The organism is Falsibacillus pallidus (assembly GCF_003350505.1).
Taxonomy (GTDB): Bacteria; Bacillota; Bacilli; order Bacillales; family DSM-25281; genus Falsibacillus; species Falsibacillus pallidus.
The window spans coordinates 556,724-582,288 of record NZ_QQAY01000001.1 but is presented as its reverse complement, the minus strand read 5'-3'; the positions used below and the strand labels follow the sequence as shown (position 1 = coordinate 582,288).

Here is a 25,565-nt window from a genome sequence, read left to right as displayed (position 1 = left end):
ACATTGTGATAAGAGAGTAAAGGGGGAAAAGCCGATGAGAGAGGCTGAACATAAAGAACTTCAAAAAGCGATTGCGGAAATCACGGAAATTGCCAAAGGGTTTGGCCTGGACTTTTATCCAATGCGCTATGAAATTTGTCCGGCTGATATCATTTATACATTTGGAGCCTATGGAATGCCGACAAGGTTTTCCCACTGGAGTTTCGGGAAGCAATTTTTCAAGATGAAGCTCCATTATGATTTGGGGCTGAGCAAAATTTATGAACTCGTCATCAATTCTGATCCATGCTACGCATTTTTGCTCGATTCGAACTCACTGATTCAAAATAAACTGATCGTGGCGCATGTGTTGGCGCACTGCGACTTTTTCAAAAATAATGTCCGGTTCCAAAATACAAAAAGGGACATGGTTGAAAGCATGGCGGCTACGGCTGACCGGGTCAGGGAGTATGAAATCCTTTATGGCAAAAGGGAAGTCGAAACCTTCATCGATGCCGTCCTTGCCATTGAAGAACACATCGATTCTTCTTTGATGAGACCGAAGCTTTCATGGACAATGGAAGACGCAGAGTACTGGGAGGAAGAGGAAGATATTAAAATAAGCTCGCCTTATGATGATCTCTGGAGCCTGGATGAAAAGAAAAAAGCACCGGCTCCTAAAAAGAAGCGAAAGAAACTGCCTCCAAAACCCGAGAAGGATATCCTTCTCTTTATCGAATCCTACAGCCGGGAGCTGGCGGACTGGCAGCGGGATATCCTGACGATGATAAGGGAAGAAATGCTTTACTTCTGGCCGCAGCTGGAAACCAAAATCATGAATGAGGGCTGGGCATCCTATTGGCATCAGCGCATCTTGCGTGAGATGGATCTCACAAGTGGTGAAGCGCTCGAATTTGCAAAATTGAATGCAGGTGTCGTACAGCCTTCGAAAACGAGCATCAATCCATATTACCTTGGCTTGAAAATATTCGAGGACATTGAAGAGCGCTACAACAATCCTACTGAAAAAATGAAGGAACGCGGGGTTAAGCCGAATTCAGGCCGCGAAAAAATGTTTGAAGTGCGCGAAATTGAATCGGATATTTCGTTCCTGCGCAATTATTTAACAAAGGATTTAGTGATGCGGGAGGATATGTACCTTTTCCAGAAGCAGGGGAAAGACTACAAGGTTGTGGATAAACAATGGGAGAATGTCAGGGATCAGCTAGTGAGTACGAGGGTGAATGGAGGATTCCCTTATTTGATGGTCGAAGACGGCGATTATATGAAAAATGGGGAGCTTTATCTGAAGCATTCCTTTGAGGACATTGAGCTAGACCTGAAGTATTTAGAAAAAGTTCTTCCATATGTCCATCAGCTTTGGGGAAGGACGGTCCATCTGGATACAGTGGTGGAAGGGAAGAATATGCTGTTCTCCTATGACGGCCGTGCCGTTCAGCGGAAATATTTATAGTGGTATGGCCTGCTTCCTGGAAGCGGGCTTTTTTAGTTCCATATTTCGCTTTTTTCTATTTTTTTCAGTATAATTTTATTACTTAAATCAATTCTCTATGGGAGTGTATGGCTTGGATTTATTTATGCGCCTGATTGAAGAGCACGGGTACATTTTTTTATTTTTTTCCCTAATGCTTGAGTTAATTATTGTTCCTATCCCAAATGAACTCCTTATGACCTATGCCGGCTTCATGGTCTATCAGGACAAACTTAATTGGATCCTGGCCATTTTGATGGCGGGGACAGGCGGGATGATCGGTGTTTCAGTCTCTTATTGGATTGGATCAAAGCTCGGTGCACCATTCTTTTATAAATATGGACGAAAAGTGCATCTTGGGCCGGATAAATTGGACAAGATGGCTGCATGGAATGAACGCTATGGAAAAATGCTTTTGATTTTTGCCTACTTCATTCCAGGCGTCAGACATATAACCAGCATCTTTTCCGGCATCACTAAAATCACATTCAAGACGTTTGCTATTTTTGCTTTTCCCGGTGTTTTCATCTGGATTGGGACATTCATTACATTGGGAAGAATTTTCGGCCCCAAATGGGAGCAATTTCACCAGGAAACAAGCAAGTTCCTTGTGATAGCCAGCATTATCGGGGCGATTATCTATGTCATCTATTTTGTCATCAAGACCAATCGGGAACGCATCAGAGAAGATGGACTGCTGCTTTTCGAACATACATTCAAACGCTTTAAGACCTTTTTGGGGATAAAATTCTTCATCCTGTTTGTCTCTATCATTTTTATTGGTTTGGTGAGTTTGATGGTGGGGCTGATTCAGGACTTCATTGCGAATGAATTTGGCCAGTTCAATGTGATTTCTTCCATGGTAATCCATTATACGTTCGACGAAAGATGGGAGCAGGTCATGAAAATGTTCTCTCGTGCTGCTTCATGGAGGGTACTGGACACCATTATATTATTGACCGTCGTGTGGATTCTGGTGAATGGAAAAAATAAACTTATGGAGCTTCAGTTCTATGCAGTGAATTTAATCGGTGCAGTGTTGTTCGGCAAGGGCCTTCACCTTTTATTCAGCTATTTGACAAGAGGTAGGAATTTCAGTGAGGAGTTTCCGAGCGGGGAAATGATCATGGCCATCATTGTCCTGGGTTTTTTCCTTTATATTGTCATCCGGCACCCAATCAGTCATTTATTCAGCGTCATCATGGTGTTCTTAGAGATTGGCGTCATTGGAATGCTCGCGGTCAGCTACAGCTATTTGGAAATTCAACAATCCAGCGACATTGTTGGGGGTCTGGCATTTGGCGGTGTATGGGTGAGTCTGGTCATACTGATCACCGAGGTCTTCAGGTTTATCGATTTGATAAAGACCACTCCGACGAAAGGGAAATGATGGAGTCATTTGACGCAAGTTAGATTCGGTACTATAATAAAAAACAATTTCATAAAACAGTTTTCTAGGGTTCCGCAGTATTCATTTGAACTGGCCTGGTCCGAGAGAAAACGCACGTAAACGTGTACACGGAAGGATAAAAGCCTGGGAGATATCGATGTGATATCTTTCAGGCTTTTTTGATTGAAAGGAGAAGGAGTTATATGGCTTGGATTTATTTAGTGATAGCAGGTGTATTTGAAGTGGTTTGGTCGATCGGGTTGAAATATTCCCATGGTTTCACGAAACTGTACCCGAGTTTGGCAACCATCGCGGGGATGATCATCAGCTTTTATTTTTTGGCTGCCGCTGCAAAAGTGCTTCCGATTGGGACGGCATATGCCATTTGGACAGGAATCGGTGCAGCAGGCGCGGTCATCATGGGGATCATCTTATTCGGTGAACCAAAAAGTTTGATCAGATTCATCTTTCTGCTGTTTATCGTGATTGGGATAATCGGATTGAAATTCACATCAGGAGGAGAAGGATGAAGAGGTTCTCCCTGCTCATGCAGGGAGGATTTAATTTAAGATTAGGAAGTAGAAAAATTCAGGGTGATGCTCTCTGTCCAGCTCCAGCGCCTAGCCCCTCGAGTCATAAGCCATAACTCTACGGAAATCAGGATTTCCTTCGAGTTCCGTCTTATGCTGGTCGGGGCTGAACAAGGCGCTTCCGCTTTTCTAGTGGTGTAAAGCATGCTCAATGGATTGCTTCAACAGATCTAAAACGTGCTCGTCATCATGGGTATAGTAAAATGTGGTGCCTTCTCTGCGGAATTTAACGAGCCGCAGATTTTTTAAAAACCGAAGCTGGTGCGACACCGTCGACTGCAGCAGGGTAAGTTTTTCTGCTATTTCATTGACGGAATGTTCTCCTTGGAACAGGAGGTGCAGAATTCTTAGCCTAGTCGGATCTGAAAGGGCCTTGAACGTCTGTGAAACGATAAATAATGTCTCTTCATCAAGTTCTTGGATCTCATTTTGATTGTTTTCTTCTTTTTTCATGCCAGAGGCCGCCTTTCCAATTGGTATATGAGGTAGTATATAGTGTTGTTCTATTCGTGAATATTTCCTCCCTAAATTCACAGAATACATATGTAAGGCAATAGCGATCAAGAGGAGGAATTCTAATGCAAGTACGCGATGTTATGACATCCCATGTGGAGTCTTGTACAAATCAAGATACACTTCAGGATGTAGCCAATAAAATGCAATCTTTAAATGTCGGAGCCATTCCTGTCGTTGAGAACGGCCAAGTAGTCGGTATGGTAACAGACCGGGATTTGGCAGTCAGAGGAGTAGCATCAGGCAATACTTCCAATACTGTTTCTCAAGTCATGTCAAACAAGATCGTTACAGTCAATGCAGATGCATCTTTGGAAGAAGCTTCTGCATTAATGTCCCAGCACCAAATCCGACGTCTACCAGTTGTTGAAAACGGCCAAATTGTCGGCATGCTGTCTCTTGGTGATTTGGCTGTCAGGGAGCAGGCAGACCAGAGTGCCGGAAGCGCCTTGAGCCAAATTTCCGAAAATCAAACAAAGTAATGGTTTCATTTTAATGATGATAGGCTGGCCATTGGCCGGCCTATCCGTCTATCCTGCATGATATACAAATGCAGTTTTCGTAAACTTTGTTGTTAAAATCTTAATGCCGATTTTAACGTAAAAATACCTGTTTTGCGTGTTGAAATGGAATATCCAGGCTCTTTTCTAGTTGAATTTTCTGCATAGTTTTCATAAATTATCCTGTTTTTAATACTTAAAGCAACAAAATTTGAGAAAAGAGCCTATACAAAAAGAGGTCATGATGAATGATAATACCCGTTCAGCTTCTCTTGTCTTTTCTGTTCTTGATTTGTTATAGCTATAGCCATTATAAATTGAATGGCAAAAAGTTCATACTACTGTTCCTGTCATCATCCATCATAATTATGAACATATACACTGTATTAAGCATGGACTTGAAATATATTTCAGTCAGCACTCAAGTAGAAGAATTTGTCGGGTTCCTTATTTACAGGAATATCACGCTCCCTCTATTTTTCACATGGATTTGCGGGCATATAGAAAACAAAGCATTGCGATTCAAAAGAGGGGTTCAATTCCTCTTATTTGCAGGCGGCGTCAGCTTGATGGAATTTATCAATCTGTATTTCCATGTTTATAAATATAATCAATGGTATTTCGGATTTACGTTTATATTAATGGCACTTATTATTATTTTAATGCTTTTCCTTGTGAAATTCTATGACCGTGCAGGAAGGGAGAAGAAGCATGAAAGTCTACGATAATGCCTTTAACGGCAACGAATGGTTCACCCTGATCATTTTTATCGGAGGTTATGCTGTTCTTTTTCTCCTCCCAAGGAGGTTCCCCCTGCAGGATACTTTTTTATATGTTCTTTCAGGAATGTTCATCGGGAATTTTTATGACCATACCATCAGTATCGATCCGTGGAATTTCTACGATGTAAATGATAAGTCCTCATTTGAATTCATTGATTTCATTTCATACTTCATGTACGGTCCATTTGCTTATTATTTTGTCTATTTTTGGGATAAATTGAATGCCGCACCGAAACATATTCCAGCGTATATCCTATGCTGGTCGCTTTTTTCCATGCTGCTTGAATATATAGGCCACCTGCTGGGTGTATATCACTATTCGAAGGGATATCGAATCTTTTATTCATTTTCAGTCTATCCGGCAATGCAGGGGTTGATTTTTCTTTTATATTATTTCCTGCTGCATGAAAAAAAGAAAAATGCGAAAACAGGCCGCGTGGGCTGAAGATAAAATTTATTTATGTAGGTTTACGTCCATACGAACCTTTCCAATCTTGAATAAGTTAGGAGTGTAAGGATTATCCTTAACAACTTCTTCAGGAGGTGAAAGGATATGTGGGGTTACGGCGGATATGGCTGCTGCGGCGGCGGCTACGGCTACGGTTACGGCGGTTCAACTTTTGTTTTGATCGTTGTACTATTCATCTTGTTAATCATCGTTGGAGCTTCTTTCTTGTAAGATCCAATAAAACAAAAAGAAACACCCTGTCACTCACAGGGTGTTTTCGTTGCTTCTAAGTGTTCGGCTCCGCTTTTCTATGGAACGTCATGCCCCATCGATGTCTGCAGAATTTCAAACCATTGGTCGTGGTTCATTTTTAATGATAAAGAATCTACTGCCGCATCGATTCTTGCTGTTTTACCTGAACCCACGATCGGCATGATTTTGGCTGGATGCGCCAGCAGCCATGCGTACATAACTTGATCAATGCTTTCGGCTCCGATTTCACCGCTGATTTTTTGAAGCACATTTCTCAAACGGGCCGCTCTTTCTTCCTGAGATGAAAAGATGGATCCACCGGAAAGAGGAGACCAGGCCATTGGAGCAATTCTTTCTTTCATACATAAATTAAGTGTGCCATCTTCAAAGTTTTCGAGCTGCAATGGAGATAGTTCAATTTGATTGGTAATCAGCTTTTCATCCATATAGGATTGAAGCAGGTCGAATTGATGCTGTTTGAAATTAGAAACGCCGAAATAGCGCACTTTTCCCTGAGCCTTCAGTTGAGTAAAAGCTTCCACAGTCTGTTCAGGGTCCATGAATGGGTCTGGTCTGTGGATGAGCAGGACATCTATGTACTCGGTTTGTAGATTTTTTAATGAGTTCTCTACTGATGAAATGATGTGGGCCTTGCTCGTGTTGTAGTGATGGGACTTATGCTCTGGACGGTTTGCGGACTCAAGGACAATCCCGCATTTCGTCACAAGTTCAATTTTTTCCCTTATGGAAGGTTCAAGCGATAGGGCATCCCCGAATAACTCCTCGCACGTATAACTTCCATAAATATCAGCATGATCAAATGTAGTGATCCCTTTATCCAAAGCGTGATGGATGAGATCCAGTGTCTGTTGTGAAGAATAATTCCATTCATTTAAGCGCCATAAGCCATGGACGATCCTTGAAAAGGACAATCCATCCGCCATTTGTATTCGTTCCATCGAATGCCTCCTTAAAAAGTCATTAGCCTCATTATACATAACACCTCCATTTAAAAACAAAGCAAAGGTATTCAGACAGTCCTTTATTTTCCTATGAATAAAAGGACATGTTTCTTTTTCATCGAGGAATAATGAATAATAGCAAGTCAGGAAAGGAGAATACTTCATGAATCTTAATGAATCAGGTCATGGGTTCCAGGCAGGGGACATCGTTTATGTCATCTATCGAAACCCTCATACCCAAAATGTCGCCAACGTGCAGTCGGCAGCAGTGGTCCATGATCCTGATAATCCAGAAGCTCTATCGATATTTTTATATGATACTTACTATCCCTTGAATGATGAGGTGGCAGTCTATGCTTCTGAAACAGAAGCAGAAGAAGCTTACCAATATTATTTTGGGGATGCTTTGGAAGGGTGATGGGAAGATGAAGCCGTTTATGCCCCAGCTGGTGTATTTTGAACCTAAGGCACTTGATTACCCTTTAGGGAAAATGCTGAAAGAAAAGTTCGAAAAAGAAAATATCGAAATTCGCTTAACCACTTCACATAATCAAGTGAGGGATTTACCAGGAGATAACCACTTTCAAAAATACAGGGTTGCCAAGTCGACACTTGTTGTCGGAGTTAGAAAGACTCTGAAATTTGATACATCAAAACCTTCTGCAGAATATGCGATCCCGTTTGCCACAGGATGCATGGGGCATTGCCATTATTGCTATCTCCAGACGACAATGGGATCGAAGCCGTATATTAGGACATATGTGAATACCGACGAGATCTTTGAAGCTGCCCAGAATTATATGGATGAACGGGCACCTGAGATCACCCGGTTCGAAGCTTCCTGTACATCAGATATCGTAGGGATCGACCATATCACGCATACATTGAAGAAGGCAATCGAATATTTCGGAGACTCTAAGTATGGAAATCTCCGCTTTGTTACTAAATTTCATCATATAGATCATCTGCTTGATGCCAAGCATAATGGAAGGACCAGATTTCGCTTCAGTATGAATGCGGATTATGTCATTAAAAACTTTGAGCCGGGAACCTCTCCTTTTGCCAAAAGGATTGAAGCGGCAGGGAAGGTGGCAGGGGCAGGCTACCCATTAGGTTTTATCATTGCCCCTATTTATTTGCATGAAGGCTGGCAGGAAGGCTATAAAGATTTATTTGAACGTCTTGAAGGAGAGTTATCTGCAGAAGCCAAAAAGGATTTAACGTTTGAATTGATACAGCATCGCTTCACCAAGCCGGCTAAAAGAGTCATCGAAAAAAACTACCCAATGACGAAGCTTGAATTGGATGAGGAGAAGAGAAGATATAAATGGGGGAGATATGGTATAGGTAAATATATCTACCCTAAAGATGAAGAAAAAGAAATGAAAGATGTCCTTGGAGGATATATCGAAAAATATTTTCCAAAAGCAAAATTAGAATATTTCACTTAAAAAAGGCTGTTTTCGTAAACATTATTGTTTCAAAAAAAATAAAGAGATTGGCTAAGAGTGTAATGATCATTGCTCTTTTGTCAATCTCTTTACATAATCACTTTCAAGGAAGGTTCTAAATGCTTGACTTTAAAGGCGATCTCGTCGCAAATTTCCTGATAGATAGGCCATTTTTCCGCAGATGTTTCTGCCAGGGAATTGGGATTTTTAATATCCCATTCGATTACTTTGTTTTTAAGTTCAATTGGAATCGGTATTTTCGTTTCATGGTGAAAGTCATAGATGGATACAATGTAATCAGCCTGATCCAAAAGGGCTGTATCCACCCATTCAGCAGTTTTAGAGGACAAATCGATATTTAATTCATCCATTGCCTGAATTGTCAGAGGGGAACGGTTTGCATCAAACCAGCCGCCGCTTTTGAAGCACCAGTCCGTCAGACGGAGCTTTTTGGCCCACGCCTCTGCCATTGAACTTCTTCCATGATGTGATGAAACAAAATATAGTAGCTTTTTTGTCATGATCGGTGAAGTCCTTTCTGCTGATATTCTATAGGCACTTTACCCGGAATAAATAAAAATAATCTAATGTTCATGCAATAAATAATGGAAATAATAACCCTTTTCTTTCATAATAGTCCTTTTTACCCATAAAATAAAGGGTCATGCCTAATAATTCTTAAATATGACAAAAGTATCAAAAAAAGATTTAGATTTGAAAAATAATAATTTCATGTTTAAGGTAAATAGTACCCGGGTAGAAATAAGTGAGCTCATCCAACCATTTTTAATTGGCTGAGTTTTCTAACAAGAATCTAATCACATCATGACTAAGCTGTTTGGGGGTATGTAGATGAAATTGACAACAAAGATCATTTTAGGCTTAATAGTGGGTGCAATTGTCGGAATTATCCTAAATATTGCTGCACCTGGTTTATTTAAAGTATTAGATCCATATATTTTCACTCCTCTAGGAAAAATCTTCTTGAACTTAATCAATATGCTCGTCGTTCCAATCGTCCTATTCTCCATCATTCTTGGTACCGCAGGTTTAGGGGATCCAAAGATGCTTGGCCGAATTGGTTTGAAAACGATTGCATATTTTTTGATCACAACCTGTATCGCCATCATTATCGGGATTGGATTGGCCTATATCATCCAGCCTGGATTAGCTGGACATTTTGATACAGCATCAGCGAAATATTCAGCTGAAAAGGCACCATCCATAGCTGATACACTTCTTAATATCATTCCGAAAAATCCGATTCAGGCTCTGGCAGATGGGAACATGCTTCAAATCATTGCTTTTGCCATCTTTATTGGACTAGCATTGACTGCATTGGGCGATAAAGCAAAAGGCATCTATAAACTTGTGGAACAGGGCAATGACATCATGATGTATCTGGTTACACTTGTCATGAAGTTTGCTCCATATGGTACATTTGGTTTGATTGCCTCCGCAATTGGAAGCCAGGGCTTCAGTGCAATGAAGGCAATGGGCGTCTATATGATTGTCGTAATTTTAGCCTTAGTGGTTCATGCGATCATCACCTATGGTGGAGCAGTATCACTCCTGGCAAGAAAGAATCCGATTTGGTTCTTTAAAGGATTCCTGCCTGCAATGGGTGTTGCATTTAGTACATCCAGTTCAAATGCTACTCTTCCAGTCTCTATGGAAACTGCTCAGGATAATCTGAAAGTGCCGGAACCCATTTCGAGTTTCGTGCAGCCCCTTGGGGCAACCATCAATATGGATGGTACAGCCATTATGCAGGGTGTTGCAACAGTATTCATCGCTCAAGTATATGGAGTTGATCTTTCAATAGGAGAACTGGCAACAGTCGTACTGACCGCCGTGTTGGCAAGTATAGGTACAGCAGGGGTGCCAGGTGTAGGGTTGATCCTATTGGCAATGGTTTTGAATTCCGTCAATCTACCTGTTGCTGGGATTGGTCTTATCCTCGGTATCGACCGTATTCTTGATATGGCCAGAACAGCTGTTAATATCACTGGAGATGCATCTTGTGCCGTGATTGTAGCTGAAAGCGAGAAAAAACGTAAAATTAAATTGCAAAGAAAAGAAGCGTAATTAGAAAAGTGGAAGCGCCTTGAACAGCCCCGACCAGCATAAGACGGACCTCGAAGGAAATCCTGATTTCCGTAGAGGTGCGGCTTATGACTCGAGGGGCTAGGCGCTGCAGCTGGACAATTAGAAAAGCGGAGCTGGACATAGAAATGAGAGCTGGACAAAAAAAAGAAGCCATCATGGCTTCTTTTTTTTGTTCAACAACATTATGTGGCAGGCAGGGAAATGTTAAAGACTGTCCAATCCTGAGCTGATTCGCAAGTAAGCGAGCCTCCATGCTTTTCTATGATTTCTTTGCAAATATATAATCCTAACCCGGTTCCGGTCTTTTTAGTCGTAAAAAATGGATCGAAAATAGTGGCCTGATGTTCCAATGGAATTTGAGGGCCGTTATTTTTGATGCTGACAACGATGGATCCGTTTTGTTCATAGGCTTTTAAAAGGATGACAGAATCATCCGGTTGATCTGATAATACTTCAACTGCATTGAAAATGATATTAATGAATACTTGGCGAATTTCTTCTTTATATCCGCTGAATTGCAGTCCAGGCTGCAGATCTTCCTCAATCCTGACATTGACCTCGACAATCCGTGGATAAAGAAAAGACATCACTTCTTCAAGCAGCTCATTCATTGATAATGAAGCCCATTCTGTGTCCACTATCTGTTTTTTGGAAAGCATTAAAAATTGAGTGATCCTGAACTTCAACTGTTCCAGTTCACCAGAAATGATTTCCAGGTAGGGAAGGTTTTGATGTTCTGCCTTTAATAATTGAATAAACCCATGGATGGAAGTCAGGGGATTGCGAAACTCATGTACAAAGCTGGAGGTCATCTGCCCAAGAAGGGAAAGACGGTCATCATGAGTTGTGCTGATATATTCTTCTTTTTGTCTGATGATTGAATTTTTTAAATCAGTATAATGGGAAACCGCATAATAAAGAAACCGGTCAAAAATTAAATTGAAATGATCTAAGGCATCCTGAATTTCAGTTACATCATTTGTAAGTTTATTAAGGTCTTTATAAATTTCAGAACGAGCAATATTAACATTATAAACAAATTCTCCGATGTTAATATCCGCTTCTAAACGCTCTTCAGCAACTTTCCATGCAAAAGGTTTAATATGTTCTTCAATATTCTCTTGGGGAAAGGTCAATAAATGGACCAATAATTCCACCATTGTTTCTCCGTTTTTCCGAATGATTTCAATCGAATCTTCACCATCTGGAATAATGACTCGCTTTTCCCATCTATTAATGAAGTCGGTTTTATTCGTTTTGATATATTGGGCTAAGTGTTTTTTCAGTGGAATCATACTTTCACCTCTGTTTTCTATTATAGCAAGAATATTCTGTAAAAAAACTAATTTTTTTACAATATTCATGATTCTGAAAAAGTAGTTAATGAACCCGCTCGTAATACTCGTAATAATGGAACATTCTTTTCTATGAATGCCTTTAATAGTAAAATGAAAGAATCAGTTTTCCGATAATGAGGTGAATATTTAAGTGAAGTCTAAATTTCTTCCCATTGCTGTGATTCTATTATTTTTAGCAGGGGCAATGGCAGGTTGTACAGATGAAAAGGATAAGAAAAAAACCATTACAATATCAGCAGCCGCCAGCTTAAGCGATGTATTGAAAGAAACAGCAGATGCTTATCAGAAAGAACACAAAAATGAAAAGATCGTTTTTAATTTTGGCGGTTCGGGTGCATTATCTCAGCAGATCATCCATGGTGCCCCAGTCGATTTATTTATCTCGGCTGCTAAACAACCGGTTGATTTAATCAAGGACAAAGGATTGACGGCAAGCGAAGAAGCTTTTTTCAAAAATAAGCTGGTTCTGATTGTCCCGAAAGCAGCGGGAAATAAGCAAATCAACTTCAGCAATCTGGATAGCGGGAATGTGAAGAAAATAGCCATTGGCACTCCAGAAGCAGTCCCCGCCGGAACGTATGCAAAAGAGACACTGGAATCCTTAAACAAATGGGGGAGCTTAAAAGAGAAGCTGGTTTACTGCAAGGATGTCAGACAAGTCCTTCAATATGTAGAGTCCAATAATGTTGATGCAGGGCTGGTCTATTATACGGATGCGATCACCTCTAAAAAGGTGAAAGTAGTGTCGGAGGCAGAAGATAGCTGGCACCAGCCGATTGTCTACTACACTTCCATCATCAGTGATGGGAAAAACCGGAATGAAGCAAGCGGTTTTCTGGAATTCATGAAAAGCGAAAAAGCAAAATCCATTTTTGAAGGGTACGGATTCAGCTACTAAACAGATTGACTTAAGCAGGAAGTGAAAGAGGGATAAACATGTTTGAAGGATTTTGGGAACCTTTATCGCTAAGTATTAAGATTGCTATTCTCTCAGCTATATTCGCATTTGGCATAAGTTTGGGAGTATCAAAACTTTTGTCTTCCACCACAAGAAAATGGGTGCTTTCCATTGAGCTGCTCCTTCTCGTTCCATTGGTGCTGCCTCCATCTGTTACAGGTCTCCTGCTGATCACAGTATTTGGACGGAATTCCATTGCTGGAAAAGCAGTAGAATCATTGTTCGGGGAGGGGCTCATCTTTACTTGGTGGGCAGGTGTAATCGCAGCGACTGTCGTGGTCATTCCGTTGATGTATCAATCACTTAAACTGGGTTTTTCCAGTATTGAAGAGGATATTAAAGGTGCAGCAAAAGTGGACGGAGCTGGAGGGTGGGCGCTGTTTTGGAAAATCGAGATGCCCCTTTCCTATAAATATATTTTGACTGGATTCATTCTCAGTTTTGCCAGAGGGCTTGGAGAATTTGGAGCAACTCTGATGTTTGCCGGGAATATACCGGGAAAGACGCAGACGGCATCAACTGCCATTTATACCTCCATAGAGACCGGCAGGATGGAGCAGGCATGGACATGGGCCGGTTCCTTGATCGTCATTTCTTTTCTCCTGCTATTTATAGTTCAAATGATGTCAAAAGGCAAAGAATAAATCATTGATACATTTTTTACAGCATAGTATAGTATTAAAGGAAGCTTGCTAATTTAATAGTTCCACAAGGGGAGCCTTTGGCTGAGAGTGAACAGAAGTTCAGACCCTTCGAACCTGTAAGTTAATGCTTGCGCAGGGATGTGGTTTTGATGGGATATGCAATGAGGGGCCATCTTTACCGCCCTTCATTGCTTTTTTTATTGCCTTAATCCATAAATTTTTTATGGTCCCACGGAATCATTTCCCCAAAAAATATGAGTAGGGGGAGTTAGCAATGAAGTCTAACAAAACACTTTTTTTAGTAGAAGTCGCTGTATTGGCTGCATTAGCCTATTTACTTGACATTGTTTCTACTGCACTATTTTCAAGGATCTGGGCGCAGGGGGGATCCGTTTCGCTTGCGATGGTTCCTGTTTTCCTGATTGCCTATAGATGGGGAGTAAAAGGAGGTCTTTTATCGGGATTCCTTCTTGGATTGCTTCAATTTATTACAGGCTTTGCACAGATATATCATCCTGTACAAGGGTTCATTGATTACTTTGTCGCCTTTACGGTCATTGGATTTGCCGGATTATTTGCATCTGGCGTCCGTGAAGCGGTGAAAAATAAAAAGACGGGAAAATGGATCGGCCTTGTGATTGTGAGTACATTCATCGGCTCATTACTAAGATTCCTGGCACATTTTTATACAGGAATTGTGTTCTTTGGTTCTTATGCACCAAAAGGCCAGCCAGTCGCACTTTATTCATTGATTTATAATGGAACGTACATGCTTCCTACTTTCATCATCAGTGCCGTCGTTATCATTTTGCTATTCTCCATCGCGCCAAGATTAGCTACAGTTACAAAAAGATAAAATGAAAGGATGATTCATGACCATTCGCACCCTTAATTTGGGAGCGGGTCTTGAATCATCCTTTTTTTATTTGTCCATAGTGTTCAAGTGCTCTTTTTCTAGCAGCTTTATGATCGACGATCGGGAATGGGTAGTCGGTGCCAAGTTCAATTCCTGCTTCTTGTAATACGTGGTCAGGCGCTTTGCTCGGGTCATGAATGTATTTGGCAGGAAGGCTTTTCAACTCGGGAACCCACTTTTTGATATATCTCCCATCTTTATCAAACTTTTCGCTCTGAAGGACAGGATTGAAGATGCGGAAATAAGGGGCTGGATCGATTCCGGTCCCGGCCACCCATTGCCATCCCATCGAATTATTGGCTATATCCGCATCGATCAATGTATCCCAAAACCATTCTTCCCCTTTTTGCCATGGAATCAATAAATCTTTCACTAGGAAAGAAGCTGCAATCATCCGAACACGGTTGGGCAAATATCCTGTTGCCCATAATTCCCTCATTCCGGCGTCAACGATAGGGAAACCGGTGCGTCCATGCTTCCAGGCGTCAAAATCAGCTTCATCAATTCTCCATTCAAAAGAGGTAAAGCGCTCATCCAATGATATCCCATGCAGATCTGGGAAATGGAAAAGAAGCTGATAAGCATAATCTCTCCAGATCAATTGCCTGATATAGGCGGAAGAATGAGGGTTATTCTTTAAGTAATGATACATGCTCCTGACTGACATGATGCCAAGGGCTAAATAAGGAGACATAACTGAAAATCCTTCAGGAAAAGGAATATCCCGGGCCTCGTGGTAGCGGGCAAGCTTTGTTTCACAGAAATCCTTGAATTGCTCAATCGCATGATTTTCACCAGGCATCCATGTTTCTTCCATTGTTTTCGTCCAATTCATTTTTGGGAGCAGGCCAAGAGAAGAAATTGTTTCACCTTTAAGATCGGTTTCGGCAAAAACAGACTCTTTAAGGGCAGGGAATGGTTTAGGAACTTCCTCCTTTAAGAAAGCTTTATAAAAAGCTGAAAAAACCCGATACGGAACTTTCTCTTCTTTTACCACTTCCCATGGCGGACGAAGGAGGCGTCCTTCAAAAGACTTTATCTGTATATTCTCCTCTATCAGGAGAGCGGCAATCTTTAGGTCCCTGCGATAAGTTTTCGGATCATAGCAGCGATTCCAATAGACGGCATCAGCTTCTGTTGTTTCAATGATCTCAGGGAGAAGTACTTCTGCATTTCCGTTAAATAGATATAATCGGCCATTCATATTTTCCAACGATGTTTGAAAAGAGAGGAGGCACTGATGGAGCCACCATTTTTGCGCGCCGCCCATGGACTTAGTATGATTAGTGCTTTCATGAATATAGACAGGGATAATTTCACCTGTTCGGCTAGCTTCATATAAAGCGGGATTATCATGGAGGCGGAAATCGTTCCGAAAAAGAACAATGATGCGGCTTTTTTTCATGTAGGGATTCCTCCTTTTTAGACAAAATTATATGCAAGGTTTTTATCCTTTTCAAAAAGGAATGTGCGCATTAATGATTGCATTTTCAAAGGTGTGGTGTAAAATTTCCCTATAAGCAGTTAGGAGGGATCTCGTGACCCGGGAAGAAATCATAGAGATGCTTGGAGAACACCTGAAAATTGTCCGCACGGAATCCGGATACACGCAAGATCGAATGGCCGAAATCATCGGCATTTCGAAAAAGACGCTTGTTCAGATTGAAAAGGGACGCATCCTCCCAGGATGGACTACGGTCATTGCAGTCTGTGCCTTATTTTCCATGAGTCAAACTCTGCAGACAGTATTTGGCGGCGATCCGCTGGAAGTTGTCGAAATGGTTGCAAGGGAAAAAATCGATGTGCGAAAAGAAAGGACCATGGGTGGGAAAGTATGGTGGAAGACGTTAGAAAAGCACACAGGATTGATTCTTCAGCAAAACCTTATTACTAAGCATTACAGAATCATTGACGATGAGCAATTCAGGCTTTACAGTTCTTTTGACGAGGAAGATTCGAGGCAGAGATTCTTCGAATTACAGGAAAAATAGATAATCAATAAGAAGAAGCGTGGACCGTCTACAACATCAGTCCACGCTTCTTTTACAAATTTGATTTTATTTTGCTACGAGTACAGGGCAATGGGAATGTTTAACGACTTTTTCGCTGACACTGCCTACAAAAAACTTCTTAATGCCGCTGTGCCCGCTGTTTCCTACCACAATCAAGTCCACCCCGCTGCTTTCGGCATATTCACAAAGTGCTTCAGCAGGCGAGCCTTCCAATATTTCAACATCTCCATGGATGCCCCGGGTTTCCATGGCATAGCGCGCATCTGCAACGATCTGATCGGCGCTGTTATGCACTACTTCATGCGTCTGGGTAACTTTTTCATCTTGTGATAATGGCATATGGGCTGCATAAATGCCATCTACCCTTGGGGTGATCATCGTATCCATATTTGCGAGTTTGTCCTCTGATGCAACCTCTGAAACAGTTTCATGGAATACATGGGCAACCGTGAATCTTTGCATCCCCGAACGGTCATATACAGCCATTGCTTCTTCAAGCGCTTTTTTACTTCCATCAGATCCATCATAAGCCACCATAATATGACTAATCATTTTCTGTCATCTCCTCAAAAGTCCATTATTTGTTTGTTCTTATATTGGTGTTTACCCAATTATCTGAAAACTATCCACAGTGATTTATTAAAAATTGTTGACGAATGTTTCAAAATGATAAGTGATAAACTGCACCCATAAAAACAAATGGGATGACGAACGTTGATTTAATTGGGAGCAGGGAGATTGAAGGTGATTGAAATACTTGTCATGGAGCCGTGCCTCAGGATGTTTTATCCTTTGCCATTTGATTCAGATTGGTATATCTTATAGACTTGGCGGAAAACTGAGCCAAAATGATTAAAACAATCGTGTAAAGGGTAAGTATATCTGGATTCATTAAGAAGAAAATAATGGTACATCGAAAGGAAAGCAGGTAACAGATATGAATACAATCAAGAATTATATGCTTGCTATCAGGAAATTCTGGAAAAGGAAGCATATGAATCAAATACTGATATTGTGTTTTTCTATCTTTATTTTAGGATTTATTGGATTTTTTGCTTATTTTGCAAGTACGGCCAATGTGGAAGATTTGCAAAAAGGCCTCTCCCAATCGACCATCATTTATGATAAAGATGGAGACGAAGCAAGCAAAGTGACTGCCAACAGGACAGAGGGCGTTGAAATCAATGACATACCCGATCAAGTGAAAAATGCAGTCGTAGCCATTGAAGATCATCGCTTCTATGAGCATGGCGGATTCGATCTTCAGGGGATGGCAAGGGCATTCGTAGGGAATTTATTCGCAGGGCATGTAGTGGCAGGTGGAAGTACGATCACTCAGCAGCTTACGAAAAACGCATTGCTTTCACCGGAACGGACTTATAAACGTAAGATCCAGGAATTGTTCTTGGCTGCAGAAATTGAAAAGCATTATACAAAAGATGAAATCCTTCAAATGTATTTGAATCAAATCTATTTCGGCCATGGGGCTTGGGGAGTCCAGAACGCTTCCTTAAAGTACTTTGGAAAAGATATTAAGGATATCTCCATCAGCGAATCGGCTTTGCTCGCAGGATTGATCAAGGCGCCTTCTTCCTTAAACCCATATGAAAATTATGATGGGGCAATTGCTAGAAGGAATGTCGTCCTTGGCCAGATGAAAAAGTATAATATGATTACAGAAAAAGAATACGAAGAGGCAAAATCAGAGAAAATTGCACTGAAAGACAAAGGCGGCGATCCGCTGAAAGGGAAGTATCCATATTATGTGGATGCAGTTATCAATGAAGCAATCAAGAAATACGGCCTTACCCAAGATGATATATTGACAAAAGGCTATAAAATTTATACAACGATGGACCAGAATATCCAAACAGCACTGGAAAAAGTGTATAACAGGGATTCATTATTCCCGGCAGGCAAGTCCGATCAAGTGGTCCAAAGTTCCGCCATACTGATTGACCCGAAAACAGGGGGAATCAGAGGGCTTGTCGGAGGAAGAGGAGAACACGTCTTCCGAGGCTATAACCGTGCGACTCAACTGGCAAGACAGCCAGGCTCTACCATCAAACCATTGGCTGTGTATACGCCTGCCGTCGAAGAAGGATATTCTGCCACATCCCCATTAAAGGATGAAAAAATGGATTTCGACGGATATCAGCCAAGCAATTATAATGACCAGTATTTAGGCACGGTACCGATGTACAAAGCATTGGAAGAGTCCATTAACCTTCCTGCCGTTTGGCTCCTAAACGAAATCGGCATCCAAAAAGGAATGGATTCTGTTGAGAAATTCGGCATCCCATTAACAAAAGCAGACCGCCAGCTCGGTTTAGCTCTTGGGAATATCAATGAAGGTGTATCCCCTCAACAAATGGCAGAGGCCTTCTCCACTTTCCCGAATAACGGGAAGAGGGAAGAGAGCCATTTGATCACCAAGATTGTCGGTCCAACTGATGAAGTGATCATGAAGTGGAAGAAGCAGGAGACAAATGTCATCAGCAAAAAGGTTTCAGATCAAATGATTTCGATGATGCTAAATGTCTTTGAGACGGGAACAGCCGCAGGTGCTCATATCCCCGGTTATTCACTTGCAGGAAAGACAGGTTCTACAGAAGTACCGATCGAGGGACACAAATCTGGAACCAAGGATCAATGGGTTGTCGGCTTCACACCGAACCTTGCAGGAGCGGTCTGGCTTGGGTACGATAAAACAGATGAAAATCATTATCTCGAAGGGCTAAGTTCCCAAGGGGTAGTCCCACTCTATAAAGCAGTCATGGAGAGTGCGCTCCAATACGTTGAACCGAAGGAATTTGACGTCAAGTCGGTCAACTATTATCAAGAGGAAGAACGGAAGAAGCAGGAAGCCGAGAAGAATAAAAGCATAGAAGAAAAAATCAAAGATGAAGCGAAAAAATGGAAAGACCAGCTCGACGAAGCAAAGAAGAAATTCAAGGAACATTTTAAAGGCAAAGGGCACGATAAAGGGCACGAAAAAGGTCATGGAAAAGGCCATGGTCCCGGCCATTAAGAAATCAAAAAGGATGAACCCAATCAGCGGGTTCATCCTTTTTTTATGTTAGGAATGGAATGCAAAATAAAAAGCCCTGAATCGGGCTTTGAATAAGAATATAATTTCGATTAAAACATCGGCAAGATATAGTGGATAAGAAACCAAATGATTCCAAAGAAAATGATGATGTAGGCCAAATACTTGATGAATGTTGCACCGACAAGGCTGTTATTCGATTTCTCTTCCCGTTTAATTTCAACTTCACGATGTTCATCCATTCCAATCACCTCATTTTAAAATAGTTTCAAATGTTCATTTCGCTGTTAAGCTAAAGCGTTTATCAGCCATCCAATTACTACAATTGCTCCAATGATCATAAGTATAGTCCGCAGCATGTATTACACCTCAAGTTATATTTGTTTTAGTGAGAATTCTCAATGTCAACCGGTTATGTGTTCTTTACCCCTTTCATCACTTCATAAACTCTTAAGCTTGATAAAAGAATATATCAGCCTGAAGACGGAGGAAAAAACCTCCAGAAGGCTCTCTTAAGGCTATGGTGAAAAGGCTAAAATAAGAATATCAATAACCATGATAGGGGAATGGGAATGAAAAACCTGAAAGAAATTTTTAAGAATAAAATATTTGCAAAACTATTTTTTGCCAATTTCACATCACAGATGGGCAGTGTAATCGGGGTCACTGCTTTCATGTTCTATCTTTTAGACAGATTTTCCGATCAGCCAATCTATGCATCCATCACAGAATTGATGTACTCCCTTCCGACACTCGCAATCTTTCTTGTGGTCGGTGTGGTGGCAGATCGATTTGACCGGCAAAAGATAGCCTATTATTGTGATGCCATTTGTGTGGTCCTTTCCGCCGCACTAATTTTTGCCATATGGTATGGCTGGATGCCATTAATTTTTGCCGCACTCTTTTTGCGCAGTGCTGTACAGAAGTTTTTCTTTCCGGCAGAATCCGGAATCATGCAAGGCATATTGAAAAAAGAAGACTACGCTGTTTCAGCGGGACTTAACCAAATGGTGATGAGTATTTTCATGCTGTTTGGGAATGGGCTTGGAATCCTTGCCTATTGGCTCGGTGGCATATATGGGGCACTGATCATCGATGGCATCACCTTTGCCATCAGCGCCTTATTGATTAAGTCTTGTACGATCTCCACAGAAGCAAGGCTCCCAAATGGAAAACATCGAATGAAGGATTTAAATATCAAGTTTGTCATGAAGGATTTCAAAGAAGGCATGTTCTATATCATAAAAAATAAGCTATTGATATCGCTTATTGTCGGATTCTTTGTCTTTGGAGTAGTCAATGGAGGCTTCTCTGTCATGCCGGTATTCATTCTCAAATATAAACTGGCGCCTGATTCGTACGAACAGTTATCCATCATTTTGGGGGCTGCGTTCGGCATCGGGGCATTAATAGGCGGGGTAGTGGCATCAACTGTGGTACAGAAGGTCAAATTCCATCATTTAATTGTGTTTGGTATCATCATAGCAGGTGCATTTACTGTACTTTCTTCTTTTGCACCGAATACATGGAGCTTCATGGCCTTAGTTTTTCTATCCTCATTTGGAATTCCATTTGCCAATATTGGCATCGGGGGATGGATGCCAAGCATCATCGATCCAAAAATGATGGGGAGGGTCCAGGGATGGATCGGTCCGTTGATGATGCTGTCCCAATCTGCCACACTCGGTTTCATTGCTGTCAGTTTTCCGAAGGTTCTTACCGTGGAGATGCTTTATTGGATTGTAGGAGGATGCATGATGGCAGTCGGTGTATTTTATGCCATCATCCTCCCGAAATATATTAAGGGGGAAAAAGAGGTCACAGGAAAAGCAGCCGCTGTTTCCTCATGAAAATGAGCCAGATGCCTCAGCATATTCCTCTTGTTGAAGAATAAGATAATTAAGGAATTAAACCAGGTTTGCTCAGTTACTTGAATATTCATAAAAAAAGTAATTGACTTAATATTATGAAGATGTTAATCTAATTTAGTATTAATTAGAAAATTTAACCAAAGGAGGGCATTGACATGATCAATATGATTGTAAGACCAATCCAAGCAAGAAAACTTCATATCAGTTCAGCCCATCCTTATAAACTTTACATGCTATAAGATTATTTTTGTAGAAGATGACAAAGCATGGGCTGTCTATCAGTCTGTGCTTTTTATATGCTTTTTTTTGGCATACTGCAGAAGCGCAGTATGCCTTTTTCTGTTTATTTACCGTTTAATCGGGAGAATTCCCTTTTAATAAAATTCATTTCGGAGGTTTTGAACATGCATAATTCAAAAAAGAGAATGCTTTTATCACTGGCAGAGTCAGACAGCGGATAGTTGGCAAGCAACTAAAAGGAATGGGAGGAAGTTGAGATATGTTCAGTGTCTTAGGTAAATTAAGCTGGTTTTTTAAAGAGAATTGGAAAAGATACATGGTTGCAGTTATCTTATTAATTATTGTGGGAGTCATGGATGTCATCCCGCCAAAATTAGTGGGGATGGCGATTGATGATATTCATATGGGCAGTTTAACTGTTCAGGGAATCTTAAAATATATCGGGATTTTGGGGGCAATTGCCGTCACGTCCTATATGATCACTTATTATTGGCAGTATTTGCTTTTCGGAGGAGCCTTCCTTATTGAAAGAAAGCTTCGTTCCAATCTCATGGGTCACTTTCTAAAAATGACGCCGACTTTTTACGAGAAGAATAGAACAGGGGATTTGATGGCAAGGGCGACAAACGATCTAAAGGCTGTCTCCGTGACAACTGGATTTGGGATCCTGACTTTAGTGGACTCCAGCATCTTCATGCTTACCATCCTCTGTACCATGGGGATTTTCATCAGTTGGAAATTGACGATTGCATCCATTCTTCCTCTTCCGATCATGGCGCTGTTAATGAAAGTATATGGGGCAAGGATCCATAAACGTTTCATGAGTGCCCAGGATGCTTTCGGAGACTTGAATGATAAAGTGCTTGAATCGATTGCCGGTGTACGCGTCATTCGGGCTTATGTGCAAGAAAGGGCGGACGAGAAAAGATTCCAAGAGATGACAGAAGACGTCTTTAAGAAAAATATTGCTGTCGCGAAAATCGATTCCTTATTTGATCCGACGATTAAAACACTTGTCGGCATCAGCTATATGATCGGTCTTGGCTATGGAGCCTATATGGTGTTTCACCAGGTCTTGACTCTCGGGAATCTAGTCTCGTTCAACGTCTACTTGGGAATGCTGATCTGGCCGATGTTTGCAATCGGGGAACTGATCAACGTCATGCAGCGAGGAAACGCTTCATTGGATCGCGTCCAGGAGACATTGAATTATCAGGAAGATGTAAAAAATCCTAATAAGCCGATCCATATTCATGAGCCAGAGTCAATTGAGTTTAATGAAGTTTCATTCCAATATCCTTCATCTAATGTATCCAATCTTTCCAATATCAAATTGGCATTGAGACAGGGTGAGACATTGGGTGTTGTAGGGAAGACAGGCAGCGGCAAGACAACATTGATTAAACAGCTGTTAAGAGAGTACCCAGCAGGAACAGGTGCCTTGAATATCACAGATGTACCAATCGAACAACAGACAAAAGAGCAAGTAAGGAGCTGGATCGGCTACGTGCCGCAGGACCATGTTCTTTTCTCAAGGTCTGTCAAAGAAAATATTTTGTTTGGGAATCCAGATGCCACAGATGAGGATCTTGAAAAGGCGATAGATCTAGCATCATTCCGAAAAGATCTTGCGATGCTCCCTGAAAAGCTTGAAACACTTGTAGGGGAAAAAGGGGTCGCATTATCCGGAGGGCAGAAACAGAGGATTTCCATTGCAAGGGCTTTGATCAAAGATCCAGAAATCCTTATTTTGGATGATTCGCTTTCTGCAGTCGATGCCAAGACAGAAACGAACATCATACAAAATATCCGAAAAGAGCGGAGCGGAAAAACGACGATTATCACGACTCATAGATTATCAGCGGTTCAGCATGCAGACTGGATTGTGGTCCTTGATGACGGAAGGATCATTGAAGAAGGAAATCATTCGGACCTGATTGAAAATGGCGGATGGTATTATGAACAATTCATCCGTCAGCAGATTGAAGAAACAGTATTAGAGGAGGTGCAGGCATGAGTTTAGGGAAAAGGCTTGTACAGTATGCCTTACTATATAAAGGCATCATCATTGCAGCTCTGCTCATGCTTTCTGTATCCGTTGGGGCAGAGCTTGCAGGCCCATTCATTGCCAAGCGCATGATCGATCATCACATATTGGGAATCGAATCGAAGTGGTATGAAACGGAAAAAAGCAGTGAGAGCGTCCTTTATAAAGGACATTATTATAAAAGGGGAGACTATTTAAGCCCCGGAGAAAAAAAGGGAAATGAAGTCCACGTCTTCCAGGCAGGGAAAGATTTTGTATTTGTTCCTAAAGCCGTAGACATGGATGGGGACAAAAAATACAAAAATGGCTATTTGACCATCGAAAAAGGGAATATCGTTAAAAGATTCAAGGCAGATAAGCTGACTATGGATCAATTATTGAATTTCTATAATCCTGAAGTGCCTAAATTAATGAAATTATTTGGAATCTACCTGGGCCTACTTCTTTTTGCGTCCATCTTTCAGTATGGACAGCATTATTATTTGCAGACGGCAGCCAATCGGGTCATCCAAAGAATGCGAATGGATATTTTCAGGCATATTCAAAGACTGCCAATCAGCTACTTTGACAACCTCCCTGCAGGTAAGGTGGTGGCCAGGATCACAAATGATACAGAGGCGATCAGGGAACTTTATGTAAATGTTCTGGCCAATTTCTTCACGAGCGGAATCTACATCATCGGGATTTATATTGCCTTATTCATCCTTGATGTAAAGCTGGCACTCATTTGTTTGATTTTGGTTCCAGTCCTATTGATATGGATCTTTTTCTATCGCAAATACGCTTCTAAATACAACCATGTCATCAGAAGCAAGATCAGCGAGATCAATGCAATAATCAATGAATCGATCCAAGGGATGAACATCATCCAAGCGTTCAGAAGGGAAGAAAAATCAAAGCAGGAATTCGATGAATTGAATGAAACCCACTTTTCTTATCAAAACAAAATGCTCAGCCTCAATGCCCTGACATCACATAACCTTGTCGGTGTATTGCGCAATATTACGTTTGTGGCTTTCATTTGGTATTTTGGAAAAGGCTCCATCGGTGTGGGATCTTTTGTGACCCTCGGTGTACTTTATGCATTTGTCGATTACATCAACCGCCTTTTCCAGCCAGTGCAGGGGATTGTCAACCAATTGGCGAATCTCGAGCAGGCATTGGTGGCCGGCGAGCGGGTTTTCAAATTAATTGATGAAGACGGAGTTCCTGTCAGCGACGATAAAATAAAAAGGTATAAAGGCGATGTTAAATTTGAACATGTGTATTTCGGATATAAAGACGGCGCACATGTCCTAAAAGATATTTCATTTGAAGCAAAGCAAGGTGAAACAGTGGCATTAGTGGGACACACCGGCTCAGGAAAAAGTTCGATCATCAACCTTCTGTTCCGTTTCTATGATCCGAATGAAGGAAAGATTACGATTGACGGACAAAATACGGTGGATATTCCCCATCAGACCATCCGGGAGCACATGGGAATCGTCCTCCAGGATCCATATCTGTTCACTGGCACACTTGCATCCAATGTCAGCCTCGATGATCCACGGATCTCCAGGGATATCGTCGAGAAAGCATTGAAAGATGTCGGTGCAGAGACCGTATTTAAAAACCTGGAAAACGGCTATGATGAGCCAGTGATTGAAAAGGGAAGCACACTGTCTTCCGGTCAGCGGCAGCTGATCTCATTTGCCCGTGCCCTGGCTTTTAATCCTGCGATTCTGATTTTGGATGAAGCCACCTCAAGCATTGATACCGAAACAGAGTCCATCATCCAAAACGCGATGGAAGTCCTGAAAAAAGGAAGGACCACATTCATCATTGCCCACAGGCTATCAACCATCAAAAATGCCGACCAGATCCTGGTGCTCGACAGAGGAAGAATCGTCGAACGAGGAAACCATGAAGAACTCATGAATCTTAAAGGCAGATACTATCAGATGTATGAATTACAGCAGGGAAAGAAAGAACAAGCAAGTTAATAATGAAATGGCCGCTCAAT

The 25,565-nt window shown here is 41.4% G+C and carries 25 protein-coding genes and 2 riboswitches; of the genes, 18 read left to right on the top strand and 7 right to left on the bottom strand.

Features of this window, described 5'->3' with window-relative positions; genetic code table 11:
• Positions 1-34: 34 nt before the first annotated feature.
• From DFR59_RS02920 to sugE, 3 genes are all read left to right on the top strand, one after another.
• Positions 35-1,453 (top strand): SpoVR family protein, encoded by a 1,419-nt coding sequence (locus tag DFR59_RS02920; protein WP_114744126.1) that lies wholly within the window; start codon positions 35-37, stop codon positions 1,451-1,453.
• Between the two features lie 112 nt (positions 1,454-1,565).
• Positions 1,566-2,861, top strand: coding sequence for a VTT domain-containing protein (locus DFR59_RS02915; RefSeq protein WP_158538296.1), 1,296 nt, complete (start codon positions 1,566-1,568; stop codon positions 2,859-2,861).
• Positions 2,862-2,914: 53 nt separating this feature from the next.
• Positions 2,915-3,014: riboswitch (guanidine-I (ykkC/yxkD leader) on the top strand.
• A gap of 50 nt (positions 3,015-3,064) precedes the next feature.
• On the top strand, positions 3,065-3,391 hold the full coding sequence (sugE, locus tag DFR59_RS02910) for a quaternary ammonium compound efflux SMR transporter SugE (protein WP_114744124.1): 327 nt from the start codon (positions 3,065-3,067) through the stop codon (positions 3,389-3,391).
• A gap of 189 nt (positions 3,392-3,580) precedes the next feature.
• Here the strand turns inward: sugE and DFR59_RS02905 are convergent, their stop codons facing one another.
• Entirely contained in the window at positions 3,581-3,904 is a 324-nt protein-coding gene (locus tag DFR59_RS02905) for an ArsR/SmtB family transcription factor (protein ID WP_114744123.1), read from the bottom strand.
• 125 nt (positions 3,905-4,029) lie between these two features.
• On the opposite strand from DFR59_RS02905, the gene DFR59_RS02900 reads away from it, so the two are divergent.
• The 4 genes from DFR59_RS02900 (at position 4,030) to DFR59_RS02885 (ending at position 5,925) form a co-directional block, all read left to right on the top strand.
• The gene (locus DFR59_RS02900; protein ID WP_245948354.1) at positions 4,030-4,446 is read left to right on the top strand and encodes a CBS domain-containing protein; all 417 of its coding nucleotides are present in this window, start codon (positions 4,030-4,032) and stop codon (positions 4,444-4,446) included.
• Positions 4,447-4,712: 266 nt separating this feature from the next.
• Complete coding sequence (locus DFR59_RS02895; RefSeq protein WP_114744122.1) at positions 4,713-5,192, top strand: hypothetical protein; 480 nt, start codon at positions 4,713-4,715, stop codon at positions 5,190-5,192.
• Positions 5,176-5,691, top strand: a complete 516-nt coding sequence (locus DFR59_RS02890; protein WP_114744121.1) for a hypothetical protein — start codon at positions 5,176-5,178, stop codon at positions 5,689-5,691. Before DFR59_RS02895 ends, DFR59_RS02890 begins: the two co-directional genes overlap by 17 nt.
• Before the next feature lie 108 nt (positions 5,692-5,799).
• A complete protein-coding gene (locus DFR59_RS02885; RefSeq protein ID WP_114744120.1) occupies positions 5,800-5,925 on the top strand; it encodes a YjcZ family sporulation protein in 126 nt (41 codons plus the stop codon).
• Between the two features lie 77 nt (positions 5,926-6,002).
• On the opposite strand, the gene DFR59_RS02880 is transcribed toward DFR59_RS02885, so the two are convergent.
• Positions 6,003-6,905, bottom strand: a complete 903-nt coding sequence (locus DFR59_RS02880) for an aldo/keto reductase (protein ID WP_114744119.1) — start codon at positions 6,903-6,905, stop codon at positions 6,003-6,005.
• Between the two features lie 166 nt (positions 6,906-7,071).
• Here DFR59_RS02880 and DFR59_RS02875 point away from each other — a divergent pair, with 166 nt between their 5' ends.
• Entirely contained in the window at positions 7,072-7,326 is a 255-nt protein-coding gene (locus DFR59_RS02875; RefSeq protein ID WP_114744118.1) for a transcriptional regulator SplA domain-containing protein, read from the top strand.
• Between the two features lie 7 nt (positions 7,327-7,333).
• Complete coding sequence (splB, locus tag DFR59_RS02870) at positions 7,334-8,359, top strand: spore photoproduct lyase (protein ID WP_114744117.1); 1,026 nt, start codon at positions 7,334-7,336, stop codon at positions 8,357-8,359.
• An 89-nt stretch (positions 8,360-8,448) separates the two neighbouring features.
• Here the strand turns inward: splB and DFR59_RS02865 are convergent, their stop codons facing one another.
• The gene (locus tag DFR59_RS02865) at positions 8,449-8,880 is read right to left on the bottom strand and encodes an arsenate reductase/protein-tyrosine-phosphatase family protein (protein ID WP_114744116.1); all 432 of its coding nucleotides are present in this window, start codon (positions 8,878-8,880) and stop codon (positions 8,449-8,451) included.
• A 331-nt stretch (positions 8,881-9,211) separates the two neighbouring features.
• Here DFR59_RS02865 and DFR59_RS02860 point away from each other — a divergent pair, with 331 nt between their 5' ends.
• Positions 9,212-10,447 (top strand): dicarboxylate/amino acid:cation symporter, encoded by a 1,236-nt coding sequence (locus tag DFR59_RS02860; protein WP_114744115.1) that lies wholly within the window; start codon positions 9,212-9,214, stop codon positions 10,445-10,447.
• A 203-nt stretch (positions 10,448-10,650) separates the two neighbouring features.
• On the opposite strand, the gene DFR59_RS02855 is transcribed toward DFR59_RS02860, so the two are convergent.
• Entirely contained in the window at positions 10,651-11,763 is a 1,113-nt protein-coding gene (locus DFR59_RS02855; protein ID WP_114744114.1) for a histidine kinase N-terminal domain-containing protein, read from the bottom strand.
• Between the two features lie 193 nt (positions 11,764-11,956).
• On the opposite strand from DFR59_RS02855, the gene modA reads away from it, so the two are divergent.
• The 3 genes from modA to thiT all read left to right on the top strand — a co-directional run bounded on the left by modA (position 11,957) and on the right by thiT (position 14,284).
• Complete coding sequence (modA, locus tag DFR59_RS02850; protein ID WP_245948353.1) at positions 11,957-12,724, top strand: molybdate ABC transporter substrate-binding protein; 768 nt, start codon at positions 11,957-11,959, stop codon at positions 12,722-12,724.
• A gap of 38 nt (positions 12,725-12,762) precedes the next feature.
• The gene (gene modB, locus DFR59_RS02845; protein ID WP_114744113.1) at positions 12,763-13,428 is read left to right on the top strand and encodes a molybdate ABC transporter permease subunit; all 666 of its coding nucleotides are present in this window, start codon (positions 12,763-12,765) and stop codon (positions 13,426-13,428) included.
• 57 nt (positions 13,429-13,485) lie between these two features.
• Positions 13,486-13,584: riboswitch (TPP riboswitch) on the top strand.
• Positions 13,585-13,702: 118 nt separating this feature from the next.
• Positions 13,703-14,284, top strand: a complete 582-nt coding sequence (gene thiT, locus DFR59_RS02840) for an energy-coupled thiamine transporter ThiT (protein ID WP_114744112.1) — start codon at positions 13,703-13,705, stop codon at positions 14,282-14,284.
• A 55-nt stretch (positions 14,285-14,339) separates the two neighbouring features.
• Here thiT and DFR59_RS02835 read toward each other — a convergent pair whose 3' ends face one another.
• Complete coding sequence (locus tag DFR59_RS02835; protein WP_114744111.1) at positions 14,340-15,749, bottom strand: cryptochrome/photolyase family protein; 1,410 nt, start codon at positions 15,747-15,749, stop codon at positions 14,340-14,342.
• 133 nt (positions 15,750-15,882) lie between these two features.
• Here DFR59_RS02835 and DFR59_RS02830 point away from each other — a divergent pair, with 133 nt between their 5' ends.
• Positions 15,883-16,335, top strand: coding sequence for a helix-turn-helix transcriptional regulator (locus DFR59_RS02830; RefSeq protein ID WP_114744110.1), 453 nt, complete (start codon positions 15,883-15,885; stop codon positions 16,333-16,335).
• A 66-nt stretch (positions 16,336-16,401) separates the two neighbouring features.
• Here the strand turns inward: DFR59_RS02830 and DFR59_RS02825 are convergent, their stop codons facing one another.
• Positions 16,402-16,908, bottom strand: a complete 507-nt coding sequence (locus DFR59_RS02825) for a universal stress protein (RefSeq protein ID WP_114744109.1) — start codon at positions 16,906-16,908, stop codon at positions 16,402-16,404.
• Positions 16,909-17,293: 385 nt separating this feature from the next.
• On the opposite strand from DFR59_RS02825, the gene DFR59_RS02820 reads away from it, so the two are divergent.
• Complete coding sequence (locus tag DFR59_RS02820; RefSeq protein ID WP_114744108.1) at positions 17,294-19,387, top strand: transglycosylase domain-containing protein; 2,094 nt, start codon at positions 17,294-17,296, stop codon at positions 19,385-19,387.
• 110 nt (positions 19,388-19,497) lie between these two features.
• Here the strand turns inward: DFR59_RS02820 and DFR59_RS20215 are convergent, their stop codons facing one another.
• Positions 19,498-19,647: a hypothetical protein gene (locus tag DFR59_RS20215; protein WP_170137257.1), complete on the bottom strand. Its 150-nt coding sequence runs from the start codon at positions 19,645-19,647 to the stop codon at positions 19,498-19,500.
• Positions 19,648-19,977: 330 nt separating this feature from the next.
• Here DFR59_RS20215 and DFR59_RS02815 point away from each other — a divergent pair, with 330 nt between their 5' ends.
• From DFR59_RS02815 to DFR59_RS02805, 3 genes are all read left to right on the top strand, one after another.
• Positions 19,978-21,255, top strand: coding sequence for an MFS transporter (locus DFR59_RS02815; RefSeq protein WP_114744107.1), 1,278 nt, complete (start codon positions 19,978-19,980; stop codon positions 21,253-21,255).
• 520 nt (positions 21,256-21,775) lie between these two features.
• Entirely contained in the window at positions 21,776-23,533 is a 1,758-nt protein-coding gene (locus DFR59_RS02810) for an ABC transporter ATP-binding protein (protein ID WP_114744106.1), read from the top strand.
• A complete protein-coding gene (locus tag DFR59_RS02805) occupies positions 23,530-25,545 on the top strand; it encodes an ABC transporter ATP-binding protein (protein WP_114744105.1) in 2,016 nt (671 codons plus the stop codon). Before DFR59_RS02810 ends, DFR59_RS02805 begins: the two co-directional genes overlap by 4 nt.
• The last annotated feature ends 20 nt before the right edge of the window (positions 25,546-25,565 follow it).

Bases quoted from the DNA above. Each gene is read 5' to 3' on its own strand.
- DFR59_RS02920 (WP_114744126.1), top strand. From the start codon at position 35: ATGAGAGAGGCTGAACATAAAGAACTTCAAAAAGCGATTGCGGAAATC.
- DFR59_RS02810 (WP_114744106.1), top strand. From the start codon at position 21,776: ATGTTCAGTGTCTTAGGTAAATTAAGCTGGTTTTTTAAAGAGAATTGG.
- DFR59_RS02880 (WP_114744119.1), bottom strand. From the start codon at position 6,905: ATGGAACGAATACAAATGGCGGATGGATTGTCCTTTTCAAGGATCGTC.
- DFR59_RS02890 (WP_114744121.1), top strand. From the start codon at position 5,176: ATGAAAGTCTACGATAATGCCTTTAACGGCAACGAATGGTTCACCCTG.
- DFR59_RS02815 (WP_114744107.1), top strand. From the start codon at position 19,978: ATGAAAAACCTGAAAGAAATTTTTAAGAATAAAATATTTGCAAAACTA.
- DFR59_RS02860 (WP_114744115.1), top strand. From the start codon at position 9,212: ATGAAATTGACAACAAAGATCATTTTAGGCTTAATAGTGGGTGCAATT.
- DFR59_RS02835 (WP_114744111.1), bottom strand. From the start codon at position 15,749: ATGAAAAAAAGCCGCATCATTGTTCTTTTTCGGAACGATTTCCGCCTC.
- DFR59_RS20215 (WP_170137257.1), bottom strand. From the start codon at position 19,647: ATGGATGAACATCGTGAAGTTGAAATTAAACGGGAAGAGAAATCGAAT.
- modB (WP_114744113.1), top strand. From the start codon at position 12,763: ATGTTTGAAGGATTTTGGGAACCTTTATCGCTAAGTATTAAGATTGCT.
- DFR59_RS02900 (WP_245948354.1), top strand. From the start codon at position 4,030: ATGCAAGTACGCGATGTTATGACATCCCATGTGGAGTCTTGTACAAAT.
- DFR59_RS02885 (WP_114744120.1), top strand. From the start codon at position 5,800: ATGTGGGGTTACGGCGGATATGGCTGCTGCGGCGGCGGCTACGGCTAC.
- DFR59_RS02825 (WP_114744109.1), bottom strand. From the start codon at position 16,908: ATGATTAGTCATATTATGGTGGCTTATGATGGATCTGATGGAAGTAAA.
- DFR59_RS02865 (WP_114744116.1), bottom strand. From the start codon at position 8,880: ATGACAAAAAAGCTACTATATTTTGTTTCATCACATCATGGAAGAAGT.
- DFR59_RS02805 (WP_114744105.1), top strand. From the start codon at position 23,530: ATGAGTTTAGGGAAAAGGCTTGTACAGTATGCCTTACTATATAAAGGC.
- DFR59_RS02905 (WP_114744123.1), bottom strand. From the start codon at position 3,904: ATGAAAAAAGAAGAAAACAATCAAAATGAGATCCAAGAACTTGATGAA.
- thiT (WP_114744112.1), top strand. From the start codon at position 13,703: ATGAAGTCTAACAAAACACTTTTTTTAGTAGAAGTCGCTGTATTGGCT.
- DFR59_RS02820 (WP_114744108.1), top strand. From the start codon at position 17,294: ATGAATACAATCAAGAATTATATGCTTGCTATCAGGAAATTCTGGAAA.
- DFR59_RS02875 (WP_114744118.1), top strand. From the start codon at position 7,072: ATGAATCTTAATGAATCAGGTCATGGGTTCCAGGCAGGGGACATCGTT.
- DFR59_RS02855 (WP_114744114.1), bottom strand. From the start codon at position 11,763: ATGATTCCACTGAAAAAACACTTAGCCCAATATATCAAAACGAATAAA.
- DFR59_RS02895 (WP_114744122.1), top strand. From the start codon at position 4,713: ATGATAATACCCGTTCAGCTTCTCTTGTCTTTTCTGTTCTTGATTTGT.
- sugE (WP_114744124.1), top strand. From the start codon at position 3,065: ATGGCTTGGATTTATTTAGTGATAGCAGGTGTATTTGAAGTGGTTTGG.
- splB (WP_114744117.1), top strand. From the start codon at position 7,334: ATGAAGCCGTTTATGCCCCAGCTGGTGTATTTTGAACCTAAGGCACTT.